Annotated in this window: 17 protein-coding genes, 23 tRNA genes, 2 rRNA genes and 2 other annotated features; of the genes, 35 read left to right on the top strand and 7 right to left on the bottom strand. The window is 39.1% G+C overall.

Annotated elements, in window-relative coordinates:
- The first annotated feature begins 121 nt into the window (after positions 1 to 121).
- The 25 genes from A6J77_RS00930 to A6J77_RS00810 all read left to right on the top strand — a co-directional run bounded on the left by A6J77_RS00930 (position 122) and on the right by A6J77_RS00810 (position 5,302).
- Positions 122 to 3,024, top strand: a 23S ribosomal RNA gene (locus A6J77_RS00930).
- A gap of 80 nt (positions 3,025 to 3,104) precedes the next feature.
- Positions 3,105 to 3,220, top strand: a 5S ribosomal RNA gene (gene rrf / locus A6J77_RS00925).
- A 6-nt stretch (positions 3,221 to 3,226) separates the two neighbouring features.
- Positions 3,227 to 3,302 (top strand) — tRNA-Val (locus tag A6J77_RS00920).
- 1 nt (position 3,303) lies between these two features.
- A tRNA-Lys gene (locus A6J77_RS00915) sits at positions 3,304 to 3,376 on the top strand.
- Between the two features lie 4 nt (positions 3,377 to 3,380).
- A tRNA-Leu gene (locus tag A6J77_RS00910) sits at positions 3,381 to 3,462 on the top strand.
- A 9-nt stretch (positions 3,463 to 3,471) separates the two neighbouring features.
- Positions 3,472 to 3,544: transfer RNA gene (locus A6J77_RS00905), tRNA-Thr, on the top strand.
- 24 nt (positions 3,545 to 3,568) lie between these two features.
- Positions 3,569 to 3,640 (top strand) — tRNA-Gly (locus A6J77_RS00900).
- Between the two features lie 40 nt (positions 3,641 to 3,680).
- Positions 3,681 to 3,765 (top strand) — tRNA-Leu (locus tag A6J77_RS00895).
- Between the two features lie 10 nt (positions 3,766 to 3,775).
- Positions 3,776 to 3,849 (top strand) — tRNA-Arg (locus A6J77_RS00890).
- A 5-nt stretch (positions 3,850 to 3,854) separates the two neighbouring features.
- Positions 3,855 to 3,928 (top strand) — tRNA-Pro (locus tag A6J77_RS00885).
- A 9-nt stretch (positions 3,929 to 3,937) separates the two neighbouring features.
- Positions 3,938 to 4,010, top strand: a tRNA-Ala gene (locus tag A6J77_RS00880).
- 20 nt (positions 4,011 to 4,030) lie between these two features.
- A tRNA-Met gene (locus tag A6J77_RS00875) sits at positions 4,031 to 4,104 on the top strand.
- A gap of 14 nt (positions 4,105 to 4,118) precedes the next feature.
- A tRNA-Ile gene (locus A6J77_RS00870) sits at positions 4,119 to 4,192 on the top strand.
- A 39-nt stretch (positions 4,193 to 4,231) separates the two neighbouring features.
- Positions 4,232 to 4,321, top strand: a tRNA-Ser gene (locus A6J77_RS00865).
- A gap of 15 nt (positions 4,322 to 4,336) precedes the next feature.
- A tRNA-Met gene (locus tag A6J77_RS00860) sits at positions 4,337 to 4,409 on the top strand.
- Between the two features lie 7 nt (positions 4,410 to 4,416).
- A tRNA-Asp gene (locus A6J77_RS00855) sits at positions 4,417 to 4,489 on the top strand.
- 15 nt (positions 4,490 to 4,504) lie between these two features.
- Positions 4,505 to 4,575, top strand: a tRNA-Gly gene (locus A6J77_RS00850).
- 10 nt (positions 4,576 to 4,585) lie between these two features.
- Positions 4,586 to 4,659: transfer RNA gene (locus A6J77_RS00845), tRNA-Ile, on the top strand.
- Positions 4,660 to 4,668: 9 nt separating this feature from the next.
- Positions 4,669 to 4,756 (top strand) — tRNA-Ser (locus tag A6J77_RS00840).
- A gap of 14 nt (positions 4,757 to 4,770) precedes the next feature.
- Positions 4,771 to 4,842: transfer RNA gene (locus A6J77_RS00835), tRNA-Glu, on the top strand.
- A 31-nt stretch (positions 4,843 to 4,873) separates the two neighbouring features.
- A tRNA-Ser gene (locus A6J77_RS00830) sits at positions 4,874 to 4,963 on the top strand.
- 15 nt (positions 4,964 to 4,978) lie between these two features.
- Positions 4,979 to 5,051, top strand: a tRNA-Met gene (locus A6J77_RS00825).
- A 7-nt stretch (positions 5,052 to 5,058) separates the two neighbouring features.
- Positions 5,059 to 5,131 (top strand) — tRNA-Asp (locus A6J77_RS00820).
- Between the two features lie 8 nt (positions 5,132 to 5,139).
- Positions 5,140 to 5,212, top strand: a tRNA-Phe gene (locus A6J77_RS00815).
- 18 nt (positions 5,213 to 5,230) lie between these two features.
- Positions 5,231 to 5,302: transfer RNA gene (locus A6J77_RS00810), tRNA-Glu, on the top strand.
- Between the two features lie 192 nt (positions 5,303 to 5,494).
- On the opposite strand, the gene A6J77_RS00805 is transcribed toward A6J77_RS00810, so the two are convergent.
- Entirely contained in the window at positions 5,495 to 6,799 is a 1,305-nt protein-coding gene (locus A6J77_RS00805; protein ID WP_083067658.1) for an ISL3 family transposase, read from the bottom strand.
- 241 nt (positions 6,800 to 7,040) lie between these two features.
- On the opposite strand from A6J77_RS00805, the gene mreC reads away from it, so the two are divergent.
- From mreC to rpmA, 7 genes are all read left to right on the top strand, one after another.
- Positions 7,041 to 7,958, top strand: a complete 918-nt coding sequence (gene mreC / locus A6J77_RS00800) for a rod shape-determining protein MreC (protein WP_083067657.1) — start codon at positions 7,041 to 7,043, stop codon at positions 7,956 to 7,958.
- Between the two features lie 11 nt (positions 7,959 to 7,969).
- A complete protein-coding gene (gene mreD / locus A6J77_RS00795) occupies positions 7,970 to 8,491 on the top strand; it encodes a rod shape-determining protein MreD (protein WP_083067656.1) in 522 nt (173 codons plus the stop codon).
- Between the two features lie 45 nt (positions 8,492 to 8,536).
- Positions 8,537 to 8,755: a binding site (T-box leader), on the top strand.
- A 58-nt stretch (positions 8,756 to 8,813) separates the two neighbouring features.
- Positions 8,814 to 10,268, top strand: a complete 1,455-nt coding sequence (locus A6J77_RS00790) for an ABC transporter permease subunit (protein ID WP_083067655.1) — start codon at positions 8,814 to 8,816, stop codon at positions 10,266 to 10,268.
- 15 nt (positions 10,269 to 10,283) lie between these two features.
- Positions 10,284 to 10,961: an amino acid ABC transporter ATP-binding protein gene (locus A6J77_RS00785; protein ID WP_083067654.1), complete on the top strand. Its 678-nt coding sequence runs from the start codon at positions 10,284 to 10,286 to the stop codon at positions 10,959 to 10,961.
- A gap of 107 nt (positions 10,962 to 11,068) precedes the next feature.
- Positions 11,069 to 11,144: a sequence feature (ribosomal protein L21 leader region), on the top strand.
- A gap of 15 nt (positions 11,145 to 11,159) precedes the next feature.
- The gene (gene rplU / locus A6J77_RS00780; RefSeq protein WP_083067653.1) at positions 11,160 to 11,468 is read left to right on the top strand and encodes a 50S ribosomal protein L21; all 309 of its coding nucleotides are present in this window, start codon (positions 11,160 to 11,162) and stop codon (positions 11,466 to 11,468) included.
- A gap of 16 nt (positions 11,469 to 11,484) precedes the next feature.
- The gene (locus A6J77_RS00775) at positions 11,485 to 11,832 is read left to right on the top strand and encodes a ribosomal-processing cysteine protease Prp (RefSeq protein ID WP_083067652.1); all 348 of its coding nucleotides are present in this window, start codon (positions 11,485 to 11,487) and stop codon (positions 11,830 to 11,832) included.
- A gap of 13 nt (positions 11,833 to 11,845) precedes the next feature.
- Positions 11,846 to 12,133, top strand: a complete 288-nt coding sequence (rpmA, locus tag A6J77_RS00770; RefSeq protein WP_016897563.1) for a 50S ribosomal protein L27 — start codon at positions 11,846 to 11,848, stop codon at positions 12,131 to 12,133.
- Positions 12,134 to 12,195: 62 nt separating this feature from the next.
- On the opposite strand, the gene A6J77_RS00765 is transcribed toward rpmA, so the two are convergent.
- From A6J77_RS00765 to A6J77_RS00740, 6 genes are all read right to left on the bottom strand, one after another.
- Positions 12,196 to 13,308, bottom strand: coding sequence for a tyrosine-type recombinase/integrase (locus A6J77_RS00765; RefSeq protein ID WP_083067651.1), 1,113 nt, complete (start codon positions 13,306 to 13,308; stop codon positions 12,196 to 12,198).
- 137 nt (positions 13,309 to 13,445) lie between these two features.
- Positions 13,446 to 14,432 carry an Abi family protein gene (locus A6J77_RS00760; protein WP_083067650.1) on the bottom strand — a complete coding sequence of 329 codons (987 nt, stop codon included), beginning with the start codon at positions 14,430 to 14,432 and terminating at the stop codon, positions 13,446 to 13,448.
- 118 nt (positions 14,433 to 14,550) lie between these two features.
- On the bottom strand, positions 14,551 to 14,949 hold the full coding sequence (locus tag A6J77_RS00755; RefSeq protein ID WP_083067649.1) for a hypothetical protein: 399 nt from the start codon (positions 14,947 to 14,949) through the stop codon (positions 14,551 to 14,553).
- Between the two features lie 80 nt (positions 14,950 to 15,029).
- Entirely contained in the window at positions 15,030 to 15,656 is a 627-nt protein-coding gene (locus A6J77_RS00750) for a hypothetical protein (protein WP_083067648.1), read from the bottom strand.
- Between the two features lie 14 nt (positions 15,657 to 15,670).
- Entirely contained in the window at positions 15,671 to 16,060 is a 390-nt protein-coding gene (locus A6J77_RS00745) for an ImmA/IrrE family metallo-endopeptidase (RefSeq protein ID WP_083067647.1), read from the bottom strand.
- 7 nt (positions 16,061 to 16,067) lie between these two features.
- On the bottom strand, positions 16,068 to 16,367 hold the full coding sequence (locus A6J77_RS00740) for a helix-turn-helix domain-containing protein (RefSeq protein ID WP_083067646.1): 300 nt from the start codon (positions 16,365 to 16,367) through the stop codon (positions 16,068 to 16,070).
- A 284-nt stretch (positions 16,368 to 16,651) separates the two neighbouring features.
- Here A6J77_RS00740 and A6J77_RS00735 point away from each other — a divergent pair, with 284 nt between their 5' ends.
- From A6J77_RS00735 to A6J77_RS09320, 3 genes are read left to right on the top strand one after another with little or no spacing between them, the layout of a single operon-like run.
- Positions 16,652 to 16,852: a helix-turn-helix domain-containing protein gene (locus A6J77_RS00735; RefSeq protein WP_083067645.1), complete on the top strand. Its 201-nt coding sequence runs from the start codon at positions 16,652 to 16,654 to the stop codon at positions 16,850 to 16,852.
- A 14-nt stretch (positions 16,853 to 16,866) separates the two neighbouring features.
- Positions 16,867 to 17,190: a hypothetical protein gene (locus A6J77_RS00730; protein WP_083067644.1), complete on the top strand. Its 324-nt coding sequence runs from the start codon at positions 16,867 to 16,869 to the stop codon at positions 17,188 to 17,190.
- Positions 17,191 to 17,193: 3 nt separating this feature from the next.
- Positions 17,194 to 17,358 carry a hypothetical protein gene (locus tag A6J77_RS09320; RefSeq protein ID WP_193756619.1) on the top strand — a complete coding sequence of 55 codons (165 nt, stop codon included), beginning with the start codon at positions 17,194 to 17,196 and terminating at the stop codon, positions 17,356 to 17,358.
- Positions 17,359 to 17,504: the final 146 nt, after the last annotated feature.

The raw sequence follows: 17,504 nt of genomic DNA, 5'->3' as shown, positions 1-17,504 counted from the left end.
CCTCTTATTTAATTATTTTCTACCAGGAGATAATTAATATAAGAAATTCCAATTTTACCAAGAGTAAAAAACCAATAAAAGTAAGCAGATTACTTTTCGCGAATCATACAACTTAACCAATGGTTAAGTGAATAAGGGCGCACGGTGGATGCCTTGGCACTAGGAGCCGATGAAGGACGGGACTAACACCGATATGCTTCGGGGAGCTGTAAGTAAGCTTTGATCCGGAGATTTCCGAATGGGGAAACCCAATTGCTTTGATAGGCAATTACTCAACTACGAATACATAGTAGTTTGAGAGGAAGACGCAGGGAACTGAAACATCTCATTACCTGTAGGAAGAGAAAGAAAATTCGATTTCCTGAGTAGCGGCGAGCGAAACGGAAAGAGCCCAAACCAAAGAGCTTGCTCTTTGGGGTTGTAGGACAGACGATATGTAGTTAAAGATTTAGTCGAATGGCATGGGAAGGCCAATCACAGAGGGTGACAATCCCGTAGACGAAAGATCAATAACGCTAGTCTGTATCCTGAGTACGGCGGAACACGTGTAATTCCGTCGGAATCCGGGAGGACCATCTCCCAAGGCTAAATACTCCCTAGTGACCGATAGTGAACCAGTACCGTGAGGGAAAGGTGAAAAGCACCCCGAGAGGGGAGTGAAATAGTACCTGAAACCGTGCGCTTACAAGCAGTCAGAGCCCGTTAATGGGTGATGGCGTACTTTTTGTAGAACGGACCGGCGAGTTACGATTGCATGCAAGGTTAAGTTGAAGAAACGGAGCCATAGCGAAAGCGAGTCTGAATAGGGCGTCGAGTATGTAGTCGTATACCCGAAACCAAGTGACCTACCCATGTGCAGGGTGAAGGTGCGGTAAAACGCACTGGAGGCCCGAACCCACGTCTGTTGAAAAAGGCGGGGATGACGTGTGGGTAGCGGAGAAATTCCAATCGAACTTGGAGATAGCTGGTTCTCTCCGAAATAGCTTTAGGGCTAGCCTCGGATGATGAATATTGGAGGTAGAGCACTGTTTGATCTAGGGGTCCATCTAGGATTACCGAAATCTGATAAACTCCGAATGCCAAATATTTTAATCCGGGAGTCAAACTGCGAGTGATAAGATCCGTAGTTGAAAGGGAAACAGCCCAGACCACCAGCTAAGGTCCCAAAGTTTCAGTTAAGTGGAAAAGGATGTGGGGTTGCTTAGACAACTAGGATGTTGGCTTAGAAGCAGCCATCATTTAAAGAGTGCGTAATAGCTCACTAGTCGAGTGACCCTGCGCCGAAAATGTACCGGGGCTAAACTGAACACCGAAGCTGTGGATATCCGCATGGATATGGTAGGAGAGCGTTCTAAGGGCAGAGAAGCAAGATCGAGAGGACTTGTGGAGCGCTTAGAAGTGAGAATGCCGGTATGAGTAGCGAAAGACGGGTGAGAATCCTGTCCACCGTATGACTAAGGTTTCCTGGGGAAGGCTCGTCCTCCCAGGGTTAGTCGGGACCTAAGCCGAGACCGAAAGGTGTAGGCGATGGACAACAGGTTGAGATTCCTGTACTTGTTTGTATTGTTTGACCAAAGGAAGGACGCAGGAGGCTAAGCAGAGCACGTTATTGGATTCGTGTTCAAGCAGTGAGTCTGACACAGAGTGAAATGCTTCGTGTTAAAGACAAGCTGTGATGAGGAGGGAAATATAGTACCGAAGCTGCTGACGTCACACTGCCAAGAAAAGTTTCTAGTTAGATACAAACAACCCGTACCGCAAACCGACACAGGTAGTCGAGGAGAGCATCCTAAGGTGAGCGAGCGAACTCTCGTTAAGGAACTCGGCAAAATAACCCCGTAACTTCGGGAGAAGGGGTGCTGACCATTGGTCAGCCGCAGTGAATAGGCCCAAGCGACTGTTTATCAAAAACACAGGTCTCTGCAAAATCGAAAGATGACGTATAGGGGCTGACGCCTGCCCGGTGCTGGAAGGTTAAGAGGAGTGCTTAGCATTAGCGAAGGTACGAATTGAAGCCCCAGTAAACGGCGGCCGTAACTATAACGGTCCTAAGGTAGCGAAATTCCTTGTCAGGTAAGTTCTGACCCGCACGAAAGGCGTAACGATTTGGGCACTGTCTCAACGAGAGACTCGGTGAAATTGTAGTACCAGTGAAGATGCTGGTTACCCGCGACAGGACGGAAAGACCCCATGGAGCTTTACTGCAGGTTGATATTGAGTGTCTGTGTGACATGTACAGGATAGGTAGGAGCCATTGAAGCCGGAACGCTAGTTTCGGTGGAGGCGCTGGTGGGATACTACCCTTGTGACATGGCCACTCTAACCCGCGACCGTAATCCGGTCGGGAGACAGTGTCAGTCGGGCAGTTTGACTGGGGCGGTCGCCTCCTAAAATGTAACGGAGGCGCCCAAAGGTTCCCTCAGAATGGTTGGAAATCATTCGTAGAGTGTAAAGGCAGAAGGGAGCTTGACTGCGAGACCTACAAGTCGAGCAGGGACGAAAGTCGGGCTTAGTGATCCGGTGGTTCCGCATGGAAGGGCCATCGCTCAACGGATAAAAGCTACCCTGGGGATAACAGGCTTATCTCCCCCAAGAGTTCACATCGACGGGGAGGTTTGGCACCTCGATGTCGGCTCATCGCATCCTGGGGCTGAAGTCGGTCCCAAGGGTTGGGCTGTTCGCCCATTAAAGCGGTACGCGAGCTGGGTTCAGAACGTCGTGAGACAGTTCGGTCCCTATCCGTCGCGGGCGTTGGAAATTTGAGAGGAGCTGTCCTTAGTACGAGAGGACCGGGATGGACACACCGCTGGTGTACCAGTTGTTCTGCCAAGAGCATCGCTGGGTAGCTATGTGTGGATGGGATAAACGCTGAAAGCATCTAAGCGTGAAGCCCTCCTCAAGATGAGATTTCCCATATCTTTAAGATAGTAAGACCCCTGAGAGACGATCAGGTAGATAGGCTAGAAGTGGAAGTGCAGCGATGTATGGAGCGGACTAGTACTAATCGGTCGAGGACTTATCCAATGGATAATAAGATTGTATGATGGAATGGTAGACGACTTACAGATTCAGTTTTGAGCGAACAAAAGCTCATATAAATATTGTGTGGTAATGATGGCAAGAAGGACACACCTGTTCCCATCTCGAACACAGAAGTTAAGCTTCTTAGCGCCGAATGTAGTTGGGGGTTGCCCCCTGTGAGACTAGGACGTTGCCATGCAAACCCGGAGAATTAGCTCAGCTGGGAGAGCGTCTGCCTTACAAGCAGGATGTCGGGGGTTCGAGCCCCTCATTCTCCACCATGACTCGTTAGCTCAGTCGGTAGAGCAACTGACTTTTAATCAGTGGGTCGTAGGTTCGAATCCTACACGGGTCATTATGCGGGTGTGGCGGAATTGGCAGACGCACCAGATTTAGGATCTGGCGCCGCAAGGCGTGGGGGTTCAAGTCCCTTCACCCGCATTTATATTAGCCGGCTTAGCTCAGTTGGTAGAGCATCTGATTTGTAATCAGAGGGTCGAGGGTTCAAGTCCTTTAGCCGGCATTAATATCTTTGATATTTACATACGCGGAAATAGCTCAGTGGTAGAGCACCACCTTGCCAAGGTGGGGGTCGCGGGTTCGAACCCCGTTTTCCGCTTTGTCTGAAAAGACAACCATATAAATACATTTTATAATATGCCGGGGTGGCGGAATTGGCAGACGCACAGGACTTAAAATCCTGCGAGGGTTAACCTCGTACCGGTTCGACCCCGGTCCTCGGCATTTTATACAAGCACCCATGGCTCAACTGGATAGAGTACTTGACTACGAATCAAGCGGTTGCAGGTTCGAATCCTGCTGGGTGCATGACCCGGGAAATAGCTCAGCTTGGTAGAGCACTTGGTTTGGGACCAAGGGGTCGCAGGTTCGAATCCTGTTTTCCCGATTCTAATGTGGGGGATTAGCTCAGCTGGGAGAGCGCCTGCTTTGCACGCAGGAGGTCAGCGGTTCGATCCCGCTATTCTCCACTTAATTAGATGTATAATATGGCGGTGTAGCTCAGCTGGCTAGAGCGTCCGGTTCATACCCGGGAGGTCATGGGTTCGATCCCCTTCGCCGCTATTATATAATTACTTGGACCTTTAGCTCAGTTGGTTAGAGCAGACGGCTCATAACCGTCCGGTCGTAGGTTCGAGTCCTACAAGGTCCATCCTTGTATGGGATTATATGAAGCATATTTTATTGCCTCGGAGGATTACCCAAGTCCGGCTGAAGGGAACGGTCTTGAAAACCGTCAGACGTGTAAAAGCGTGCAAGGGTTCGAATCCCTTATCCTCCTTTTTCTTATTAATATCGCGGGATGGAGCAGTTGGCAGCTCGTCGGGCTCATAACCCGGAGGTCGTAGGTTCGAGTCCTACTCCCGCAATTGTGATGGTCCCGTAGTGTAGCGGTTATCACGCCTCCCTGTCACGGAGGAGATCGCGGGTTCGATTCCCGTCGGGACCGTAAATAAAATAATATGCGGGTGTAGTTTAGTGGTAAAACCATAGCCTTCCAAGCTATCGTCGCGAGTTCGATTCTCGTCACCCGCTTTAGTATTATGGGCCTGTAGCTCAGCTGGTTAGAGCGTCCGCCTGATAAGCGGGAGGTCGATGGTTCGAGTCCATTCAGGCCCATTGATATTTGGAGAATTACTCAAGAGGCTGAAGAGGACGGTTTGCTAAATCGTTAGATCGCGTAAGCGATGCAAGGGTTCGAATCCCTTATTCTCCGCTTTTATATATTTTGGCCCGTTGGTCAAGCGGTTAAGACACCGCCCTTTCACGGCGGTAACACGGGTTCGAGTCCCGTACGGGTCATAGCTTGATAAAGCTTAATATTTTTACTTTTGGAGGATTACCCAAGTCCGGCTGAAGGGAACGGTCTTGAAAACCGTCAGACGTGTAAAAGCGTGCAAGGGTTCGAATCCCTTATCCTCCTTTTTCTTATTAATATCGCGGGATGGAGCAGTTGGCAGCTCGTCGGGCTCATAACCCGGAGGTCGTAGGTTCGAGTCCTACTCCCGCAATTGAAATGGTCCCGTAGTGTAGCGGTTATCACGCCTCCCTGTCACGGAGGAGATCGCGGGTTCGATTCCCGTCGGGACCGTTGATTAAGGTCTGATAGCTCAGTTGGTAGAGCACTTGATTGAAGCTCAAGGTGTCGGCAGTTCAAATCTGTCTCGGACCATAGCAATATTTTTATACTGGCCCGTTGGTCAAGCGGTTAAGACACCGCCCTTTCACGGCGGTAACACGGGTTCGAGTCCCGTACGGGTCATCATAATTAAAAAAGGAAGGGAGGCGAAAGCCTCTCTTTTTTGTTTTTCTATTTTATATTGTCTTAAGATGGCTCTACGTCAAATAGGACTGATGAGTATTAATCGCCAGGTAATTTTTAGATTGCCTGGTTTTTCATATACTCTTTTCCATTATTCATTTTTATCTTTATTTTGTGATTATCAAGCAGCCCTTAGGCTGCTTGTACTACAGGTATTTCATTTAGATATAGTTTATTCGTCATTAATATTCTAGTTCTAAAATTTTGGAAGTTTCGGTATCCGTAAGCTATTCGTTTTAAGACCTTAATTTTATTATTCAAACCTTCTATTCGGCCGTTCGTTAAGCGGTTATATTTGAAAGTATTCCCAATATATCTTTGAAGTTTGGTGAATGTACGTAGCACACGTCTTAATCCGCTTGGTAATTTAACTAACTTAGACTGCGCTAACTGGGCTTTAAACACTTCAGAGTCATTCTCTTGAAGCGCTTCACGCAAGTCATGGACGATATTATAGGTGTCTTTTAATAGCGGGTTCTTCTCTAGTAAATAGTCTAAAATACCACCGGTATTCGTAAGCCAATCGAATAATTTAAACGGTTGATAATCCCATGAGTTTAAGTTTTCTCGGGGCATTAGGAATATTCGCCAATATCTCTTATACTTGTTGTACAATCTATGGTCAGGAACCCTGAAAGCATTCATTACTTCAATACGTAGCTTATTTAATTCTCGATTTAATGCTTGAACTAAATGGAAACGATCAATGATGATTTTGGCGTTGGGAAATACTTCTCTAACAACTTCCATATAAGGCATATACATGTCCATCGTAACTGTCTGAACTTTCTGCCGAGTTTTCAACGGATAGGCAAAAAAGTAATCACGTAGGCTGAATTTTCTGCGATCTCCCAGCACATCTACAATACGTGAATTTGTATTATCAATAAAAATAAAGCTCATATTCCCTTCGGAATGCTTTACACCTTTGAATTCATCGAAAGCAATGTGCTCAGGCAATGCATCGAAGATACTAGGTTTAAGCTCTTTACTAGCACCATCAATTACCCGTTGCACTGTATGATCAGAAACGTTGCAAGTCTCTGCGATATGTTTCAGTGTCAACGCATTGGTTGCAAAGTCTAATACCATCCGTTTAACGCGCTTAGAAATAAAACAGTTATCACCGACTACCTCTGATTTAGCAGTGAAGTAGCTATCACATTCTCTACAGTGATAGCGTTTTTTTCGTAAGTCGAGGTAAGCAGGTAGCCCTGATATCTTTGTTAGCGTTAGTCTTGATTTTTTAGACCCATTCTTAACAATACTATTTCCTTGTTTAACACAGCCGCAGGCTGGACAATACTGAGGATTTACATCTAACTTGCCGAAATAGATCAGTGACTTTATATTCTTAACTATCATTTCTTCAACTTTATCCTCAAAAACAATATTTTCATCTTTCAATTGTAGCGTGGTATTGATAAACTTATTCATACGGGGAATCTCCTATCTTATCATGGTTGTCGTTAACTTTATGATAATGGAGATTCCTCTTTTTTTGTAAAAAAATATAGGACCAATGACTTTTTTTGAAGTCATCAGTCCTATATATTGTAGAGCCCTTAAGATTATCCTAAAATAAATATTAAGAATAGATTTGCATGGATAAACATTACAAATTAACTTAAGACTTTGTTATAATAAATACCATATGTAAGTGAAGGGATGGATAATATTGCGACGATTTTTTGAGAATAAAAAATTAATTGTCCTGCTTGTTAGTGTCATCACTTCATTCAGTATGATTGCCTACTCTATATTTAGTCAATCACAGATGCCCAAACCAATTTTATGGGTGAATGATGTGACCGCAGTTGTGGGTAGATTTGTTTCTACACCAACGAATGCGATGATGCGCTTTACAGATTCAATTAACGATTTAATGAACACATACGAAGATAACCAACGATTGAAAAGACAAATTTCTTCACTAGAGGAACTGGAAGCTCAAAATAAGATATTACAAAGTGAAAATGAAGAACTATCTGCCTTACTTGATTTACAACCTTCATTAGTTGGTAAGAATGTGATTGCTTCTTCTGTTATTTCTAGATCCCCTGATACCTGGTTAGACTCAATTACAATTGATGTAGGGTCTAATAGTGGTATTGAAGAGAACATGTCCGTGATGACAGAGAGTGGCCTTGTAGGGCATGTAACGGAAGTCTCTGCTACGAGTTCAAAAGTGCAGTTATTGATTACTGAGAATAATCAAATGAAGAACGTAGCAGTAAGTATTCAAACGGATGATAGTATCGTGTCAGGGATTTTATCTGACTATGAAGAGAAGACACAGGAATTAATCCTTAAACAAGTGCCGAATGATGCACAAGTTTCTGAAGGAAATACGGTCACTACAAGTGGTTTAGGTGGTGTATCTCCAGAAGGTTTAATCATTGGAGAAGTAACATCAGTATCTTCTGATAACTTTGGTTTATCTCAGTCAGTGAGAGTAAAACCTGCTGCAGACTTCAAAGATATCCGTTCAGTATTGGTTATCATGACCTTGAATGAAAGTTCAAGTGATGCACCAGCTGATAGTGAAGATCAGGCTGCTGAATCCTCTGCTGCCTCTACAGACACAGCAGAGTAGGGGAGGCCAGTATGTTACATTTCTTTAAAGATAACTTTTTGATCCCTATCTTTGTGTTCTTTATCCTATTACTGGATGGTAGCGTGATGACCATGTTGTCATATAGTTTGGGTAGTGAAAGCTTTCAGATCAGCCCACAATTTACACTGATTGTGATTACCTTATTGGCAGTTTATTTAATGAATGATTCGAATATATTCCTTGTAAGTATTATCATAGGTTTTATATACGACGCTTATTATTCTTCAATACTTGGGGTTAATTTATTCCTATTCCCCATGATAGTAATCCTTACTCGGACGGTTATTAAAAAATTCCCGATGAACTTTTATACGATTTGGTTATGGATCCTTATTGTTTATACCGGGTATACGCATTTTATCTATGCTTTATACTACTTAATCGATATACATAGTAGTAGCTATTATTATTTTTTAAGTCAGAACTATATTCCGTCGTTATTATTCAATGCCTTTTTAGGTTTTATCTTTATTTGGCTAATTCAGAAATTAGTCATTTGGTTTGAAAAATAATGCTTGATTAAAAATTAAAAAATGATTATAATATATTTACAAATATGAAAAGTGTTGATTGGAAGAGGGTACGAACCTTTTATTAAAGAGAGCCTAGCGAAGTTGAGAATAGGTATAAAAATCGTATCTACACACCCAAGAGCAAATTATTAAAGATAATTCGTGCGTGAGCGTTAATCACTGTGTCAGTACTGACATGCAGAGATAGTAATCGTGAGGTTGCTATGAAAAAAGGTGGAACCACGTTTATTTCACGTCCTTTTATACCAAGGCAGTTTGGTGTAAAAGGACGTTTTTTTTATTTAACTGGAGGGTGGAAGCAATGAAGAAATTTAAATTTAGAAATTTTGTATTATCAATTATTTTATCAATAGGTCTGGCATTTGCTGTAGGGCAAACATCGGTAAAAGCAACTGAATCTGAGGATACGAGTGGTGAAACTTATGTTATCGGTTTAGACGATACATTTGCACCAATGGGTTTCCGTGATGGGTCTGGTGAATTGGTCGGTTTCGATATCGACTTGGCTAATGCAGTAGCTGACCTATATGGTTGGAATTTAGAGTTTCAACCAATTGATTGGGCGATGAAAGAAACTGAGTTAAATTCAGGTAATATTGATATGATCTGGAATGGTTATGGGATCACACCAGAACGAGAAGAAATGGTCTTGTTCTCTGAACCATATATCGAGTCTGGACAAATGGTTATTAGTAAAAAAGGTTCTGGTATTGAAGAACTTTCTGATTTAGCAGGTAAAACAATTGCCACACAGTCTGGGTCCACAGCCTTAACATTTATGCAAGAGTGGCCAGATGACTTATATAATCAATTAGCTGATGAACCAGTCTTGTATCCTTCATATAATGAAGTATTTACTGATTTGGATGCTGACCGTGTGGATGCTATCTATGCTGGGGATATCTATTCTCGCTATACCCTAAACCAAAAAGGGACTTTAGATGAATATGAGTACTTTGTAGATGAAACATCTGTTGAACCGATGGGTGTTGGTTTTAGAAAATCAGATACTGTATTAAAAGAGCAAGTAGATGCAGGTATTGAAGAATTAAGACAAAACGGGACTTATGCTGAAATTGAAGCGAAATGGTTCGGTGAAGATTCTGAATCATCAGGCTCATCAAATATTGTCATGACGGTATTGCCTTCATTATTAAATGGATTAAAATTAACCCTACTATTATTTGTCATTGTATTGATTCTATCAGTGCCAATTGGTTTCTTAATTGGAATCTTACGCGTGTTTGGACCAAAATGGTTACAAGCAATTATTGAAGCTTATGTTTTCATCATGCGTGGTAGTCCACTAATGCTTCAATTGATGGTGATCTTCTTCGGTTTACCATATATTGGTATCGCTATGGATCGATTCCCAGCAGCTGTCCTTGCATATGTGATTAACTATGCAGCTTATTTTGCAGAAATCTTTAGAGGTGGTATTTCAGCAGTGCCGGACGGCCAATATGAGAGTATTTCTGTATTAGGTATTGGTAAAATACGTGGTTTTAGAAGAATTATCTTACCGCAAGTAGTTAATATTGTATTACCTTCAATTGGGAACGAAGTGATTTCCCTAGTAAAAGATACGTCATTAGTTTATGTGATTGGACTTGGCGAGTTACTAAGAGCCGGGAATATTGCAGCGAATACCTATGCGTCTCTAGTACCATACTTAGTTGCAGGGGCGATTTACTTAATCGTGACAGCAGTTCTTACATTCATCTTACGTAAATTTGAAAACCAATTGAAATGGTAAAAAGGAGGTAATCTTATGTCATTAAAAGTAACAGGACTAAATAAAGCTTATAAAGATAACCAAGTCATTAAGGATTATGACTTCGAAATCAATCCAGGTGAAGTTGTGATTTTACTAGGTCGTTCAGGGACGGGTAAAACGACATTCATGCGTATTATCAACAATCTTGAAGAAGCAGACCGTGGTACGATTGAAATTAACGGTAAGGTCTTATCAAAAGATAACGGCACCAAAGCTGTCTATAGTTCAAATAGTGAGCGTCGTGCTTATCAAAATGAACTAGGCATGGTTTTCCAAGATTATCAATTGTTCCCGAATTTAACCGTGATTCAAAATCTGATTGAAGCACCTTTAGCACAAGGGCTTAAAAACAAAGAAGAATTGATTGAAGATGGTAAAAAACTATTAGCAGATGTTGGTTTATCTGATAAAACAGATGTTTTCCCATCAACATTGTCTGGTGGACAAAAGCAACGAGTGGCGATTGCTAGAGCCTTAATGCTAAATCCAAGTGTCTTGTGTTTTGATGAACCTACTTCAGCCTTGGATAGAGAATCTGCTGACCAAATCGGGAGTCTTATCACAGCCTTAGCTAAAGACCAAGGTAAAGCCATTCTGATTGTTACCCATGATATTGTGTTCGGTAAACAAATTGGAACTAGAATTGAGTCATCGACTGAATTCGCAAAATAATCTGAGTTAGACGCTAGATTTTTGAAATCTTAAACTTAATCATGATGATTTTCTTGACGGGGTTAGGTTAATTTGGTAGTATATATGATGTTGTAAAAAGTGTGAGCACCACACTGCAACCGCGCATGATATCGTATTTTAAGTGTCGAAAGACCACGTGTCGTGGCGAGTCTAAGTCTATATAAGGAGGTGCGTTAGATGTACGCAATTATTAAAACTGGTGGAAAACAAATTAAAGTTGAAGCTGGACAAGCTATCTACATTGAAAAATTAAATGCAGAAGCAGGAGACAAAGTTACTTTTGATCAAGTAGTTTTTGTTGGTGGTGACGATGTTAAAGTAGGAACACCTTTAGTTGAAGGTGCGACTGTTGAAGCAACTGTTGAAAAACAAGGTCGTCAAAAGAAAGTAACTACTTTCAAATACAAAGCTAAAAAAGATTCTCACCGTAAACAAGGTCATCGTCAACCATACACTAAAGTTGTTATCGACTCAATCAATGCTTAATTAAAAGTGTGATGATATGATTCAAGCAATTTTTAAAACTGACGAGAAAGATCAATTTGTTAGCTTTGAAGTTTCTGGCCACGCCTTTGCAGGTGAATATGGGCAAGATATTGTCTGTGCAGGAGTATCCGCAGTCGTTTTATCGACAGTGAATAACCTGACACGTATGGCAAGTATCGAGCCACTTATTGAAGCCGATGAAGAAAATGGCGGTTACTTGTATGTTGAGTTAACAAAGGATCTCTCTACGGAGCAAGGTGAACTTGCTCAAATGTTATTAACAAGTTGCTATTTGGCCTTGTCTGAAGACGTTGAAGCCAATTACGGTGACTTTATACATGTATCCAAAACAACGAAATATTAGAGGAGGTTATCCCATGTTGAAATTTAATTTACAATTCTTCGCCCACAAAAAAGGGGGCGGGTCTACTGCCAATGGTCGTGACTCTCAATCAAAACGTTTAGGTGCTAAACGTGCTGATGGTCAAGAAGTTTCAGGTGGTTCAATTTTATACCGTCAACGCGGTACTAAAATTTACCCAGGTGTAAACGTAGGACGCGGTGGAGACGATACTTTATTTGCTAAAGTTGACGGAATCGTTCGCTTCGAACGTAAAGGCCGTGACCAAAAACAAGTATCAGTTTATCCAGTAGCTGCTGAATAAATCGTTGATATATCAACGTTTATAAGCTCTCTTGTTTCCCTAAGGGGCAGATAAGGGGCAAACTACTTCGCAATGTTCAAATTGAGCATTGCGTTTTTTTGTTGTGCTCGCATTTTTTTCGTAAAGTGAGCATATACCTTATCAATCATCTTGGTATCGGCGTGACCTACCTGTTCAGCGATTATTTCCTTTGATACGCCGTTCTGAACAGCAAGGGATATGAATGTATGTCTAAAGTAATGGGTGCTCACAGGCTTGCTTATAATGCCTTTTAAGCTAACATTCATCTGTGCAGGTCTGATAGGATAGCCAGTGTTGCCTACAAATAATAGTCGTTGTTCTCTATTTTTATTCGTTTCTATCATTTTCAATTTAGCGTGTTGGATTTGTTCAGTTAAGGCCTTTTTCACATCATCATTAAAAAATACCACACGATCATCACCGTTTTTAGGAGCGGTAAATATTTTATGGTCATGGTCATAATTTTTGCTGACAACAAGCGTGTGTTCCTCTAAATTAACATCATCAAAATTCAAAGACACCATTTCACTAAACCGCATACCTGTCCCAGATTGTATGAGTGCCATACGAGCATATTCTTCATTATCTTCACTTTTAAAATAGTCAATAATTTGATTTAGTTCATCAGGCTCTAAATACTTCAATTTATTCTTTTCAGACCGATTGATTTTAGGCACTTCTAGCAGGTCTAGCAACACATGTTGGTCAATCCCTTTATACTTCAAAGCAAATTTTATTATTTGTTTCAATGTGTTGTTGGCGAGTACAACTGACGAATATTTATATCTACCATCTGTTAACAACTCTAAATAGTAGTTATTAATTATATTTGCTGCTAATTTTTCAAATTTAACGTTACCAAATTTATTGGTTAACAATTTTATATTGTTAGCCGTTCGCTGGGCAGTTGACTGTTTAACATTTTGCTTGTGTACTTTAAACCAATCATTTGCAATATCCTCTAAAGTTAAACCACTTTGTGGTGCGTTTATCAATTCTTCAATTCTTTCATTTAAAATTGCAGTAGCTTGCTTCCTAATGCTTGCTGTATTCTTTTCCATTGTCACACTTACACGTTCCATTTTATCGGTTAGTGGGTCTTTATATCGTTCAACAAATTTTACTTTTCCGTTAGGTGTTTTTTCTGACCACATTTCAAATCTTCCTTTCTTATGGTAAAATATAGGTATACAAAAAGCACACACTTAGTGCGTTTTGTTAAAACTTCAGATTGCCTCACTCTTCGACCTTCCAAAGTGTAGAGTGGGGCGTTTTTTATCTAAAATATTCTTTAAATTATATCTATTTTTTGTTTAACATATTCTTCAAGTTTAGCTAAACTTTGAAGAGATATTCCAAATAATTGGAATACATCTTTACCATTAAAATTAAATTCAGGTCTTGAATAATTATCAAAATAATTTATTACTTCATTCCAGAAGTTGTTGAGTGCGTATGGGTCATCAAGTAAGGTAATAATAGAGTAGATTACTGAAAAGAGTCCGTTTCGATTTTCATTTTCAAATAAATCTAAAGTATTTGTACTCTCTAAATAGATACGTTTCATCTCATATTTTTCTTGGAATTGAAAATCAAAAATCCTGTTACCATGAGCAGAAATATTCCTAAATTCATAAACTTGGCTGATAAGTCTATAGAAATAGTCTTTTTTATTTTCAACTGTCATTCTGTAATCTGTATTAATAAATTTTGAGACTAATTCATTTTTAGGTATATCTCTAAGAATTTGATACCAGATATATGCAACTCCAAAACTTACTGCCTTGGTGGCAACCCAAGGGGGTAAATTTCCTTCAGTATCCATGTAATGTTTTGCTGAACGATCTGATTCTTTTTTATTTTTAATTTCATCAATAACTTTAGATAATTTCCCTCTATGATAAGGGGCCTGACTATAATTCTTTTTTTGTAAATATTGTTCTTCTGTGTCTCCAAATGAGTCTCCAATGAGGTAAGCTAATCTTGACTTAAGCCGTTTTTCGACAAGTAAACTATATTTAAACACTAAATTACTCATTGTTAGATCCATCCAATAGACTTGATATAACATTGAAATTGTAGTGCCTGCTTTAAATTTTTCTTTTGAACTACTAGGCTCTAAAAAAATATCCTTATAACCATTTATAATTGCATAGTAGGAATAGTCTTTCAATACAAGATCAAGAACTTTTTCATCATCAATTATTAGATTTCTGTCATTAATCAAAATATTTTTTTGTTTTTCGTAGTCCTGAAAAGGATGTTTTTTATTTTTCATTTTAAACGCAAAGAAACCCCCTTACATTTAGATAAGGGAGTTTCTTTAGCAATTTCCATTTAAGGAAATCATCTCAGTTACCCTTATTCTAAAATATTTATTTTACCGTGTCAATATATTAATCAACGATTCTAATTAAATCTCCTATACTAATAATTGGATTTTCTAGATTAAGATGTAAATTTTCTTCTTCATTAACATTAATGGTCTCATATTTCTTCTGTTGTCTATTCTTTAGCATGGGTGAAGCGATTGCGGTAGCTAATGAAGGCATTGCCATTATTTTTTCATTTCGAGCAACAGCATAATTTTCATATACTTCAGTTATAGTTAGTTTTTCTTTTACAATGGCATATTGATCAATTACATTATTTGTATCTGGATCTTTAATATCAGGGCCAGGTTCATACACTACTATTTCAGTACCAATGTTAAAATCTTTATCATTATCTGTTCCATAATTAATAACAACTCTACTATTATCAGGAATCATTACTACTTTTATCTGATTTTCCATAAGATTCATCTCCTTAACTTCCTTGCATACGTCATTTGTCCCTACTCACCACCCCCGCTATGATGTAGGGCTATTTATATTTAGAATTTTATATTAACAGCTTCAGTTTCTAAATTAGTCATTTCATCATCTTCTTGGGTAATATCCCAATTTATTGTCAATTCTTCAATTTCAGGATTATTAATTTTACCAATTGCACCACTTTGGTAAGTAGTCCCTCCGGATAATAGCTCATAATCTCCAAGTATATTGTTGAACGTAATTTGTTCACCGCTAGAAGTGATTAGAACTGGTGTTGAGATAGATTGTAAAGTATAAGGTGTTTCATTTTTCATGTCATAGGTTACTTGAATCATATAATCGCCGTCATATATTCCCATATTGCTGTATATGTCACTATAGTCTTCATCAATATCTGTAACGGACATAATTTTGACAGTTATATTCTCTACAGTTACACCTTCAACTATTTCATTACTGTCACTGGTTTTAGCTATCGCTTCTAAAGTAGTTTTAGAACCATCTTTAGTACTATACTGTCCAACTTCTTCGAGTAGCCCGTTACCGACATCTTTAGTGTTTGTTTTGTTATTGGTACTTTGAACAGTAGCTTCAGCAGAAGAACTACTAGATGATTCATTTTCTGTGTTACTTCCACAAGCACCTAATAAAAATACTGACATACCCAATAAAACTATTTTCTTCATAATCAAAAATCCTCCTAAATTATATCTTTGATAAAAAACATTCTAATCGCATCAACTACAACATTCACTGGTAAGCCAAAATCTTCAGCTATTTCATAATCGTGAACAGGTTCGTTAGACATCTGATATTTTTTCAATCGATCTATAGAAATTAATTGCTCATAACTCCACAGCCTAGCCTTATATTCTTCTTTCATGTCCGAATAATCTATAATTTCACCAATAGTCATATGATAATGTCCAACTTCTTCCATAACAGTAGCTACTTTATCCTCGTAAGATATATTGTCATTAATATAAATTGTTTCATTATCTATATATCCATAAAGTTTTGGTGGCATATCGCTTTTAAAAATAAATTCGAACTCATCATACTTTGACATGATCACTTCTAATTCATTCAATTAATCACTACCTTTTCGATTTTATATAATTAATATAATTTAAAATCTCCTCCATTTCTTCGGGAGTTACGTCATCAGCAATATGTGCTGCTAGAACATTAGGATGTTTAGTATTTTCTTCCCTTCCTAATAATTCATCAATTGACACACCAAAGAAATCTGCTACTGATTGAACTTTATCAATCCCCGGATTAGTTGTATCCCATTTACGAATACTACCTTGGCTAAGGTTGAGTTTCCTTTCTAACTCAGCAATAGTCATACCTTTAGCTATAGCTAATTCCTTTATATTTGCTAGTAAACTCATCTATTTCCACTCCTATTTTCTAGCTCATGAAAAATAAAATGGAAAATATTCCATTTAAGTGTTGACTAATGGAAAATAATCAATTATACTCATTTCATAAGCAAGATATTTAAGCGTATAAAAACCAGCTTATTTAATAAACAAAGTCCGCCAAGACAGCCATTAAACATGCGTTTATTTTTATGCTTATTTCCTATGCTTATATAATAGAATATTTTCCATTGTGTGTCAATGGGATTAGAAAATTACTGTGGAAAATAATCAATAGAAAGGAGTAATAAAGAATGTCATTTGAAAAACAAGTCAAAGTAGCTTTGGTAAAAAAGGATTGGTCACAAGCTAAATTAGCTAAAGAAATGGGTATTTCTCCAGCTTACCTTGGGGAGTTACTTAAAGGTTCAAGAACAACACCTAGTCGTATTGAGCAAATAAAAGAGATTTTGAAAGACGAATTAGAAACGCAATATGAGAAAACAGGAAATTAAAGGAGGATGCCAGTGTGGAAGTAGTAAAAGTAAGGGCTATGCACAGTCCATATGTGTACGCCAAAGATATAAAGGTGCTAATTAATCAAAAAAATGTATCAAACTTCTTACGAGATTTCAGAGAATTTGTGGATGAAAATCCATCTTATTTCAGTCCATATCGTGGTTATCACAAGCGCACAGGAAAAGATTCACTTTATGATGTGATTCCGATTCTATGGTTTAACGAGAATAAGGAATTTGCGACTGCAGGTAGTAGAACAGTGACGTTTAAACAGGATTTACCGAGATTGAAGGAAATATTGGACATTCAAACTTACTTAGTTCAGGAGGTATAAATAATGAAAAACACAATAAAAACACTCGCACTATTTACCACAGGATTGGTAGTCGGTGTGGTAGTAGGGCGAGTGAAAGAAAAGAAAATTGTTATTGATGGTCATCGTTTATCGGAGAATTTATCAAACCTTCGTCAACAAGATCTGTTAGAACGTGGTTTGAATTAAAAAGGCGGGAAAAATTTATATGTCAAAAAATTATATATATGTAAGTGAAGCTTCTGAATCACAACAGTATGTGTCTAAGAACCCAAATTTCAAAGGGTGTATGACTATAGTATTGAATACAGAAGGTGAATCTCCCAAAGACCAAG

The organism is Aerococcus viridans, from assembly GCF_002083135.2.
In the GTDB taxonomy this organism is placed as follows: Bacteria; Bacillota; Bacilli; order Lactobacillales; family Aerococcaceae; genus Aerococcus; species Aerococcus viridans_C.
Note: the sequence above shows the minus strand (reverse complement) of the source record. Positions and strands in the feature narration are given on the sequence as shown.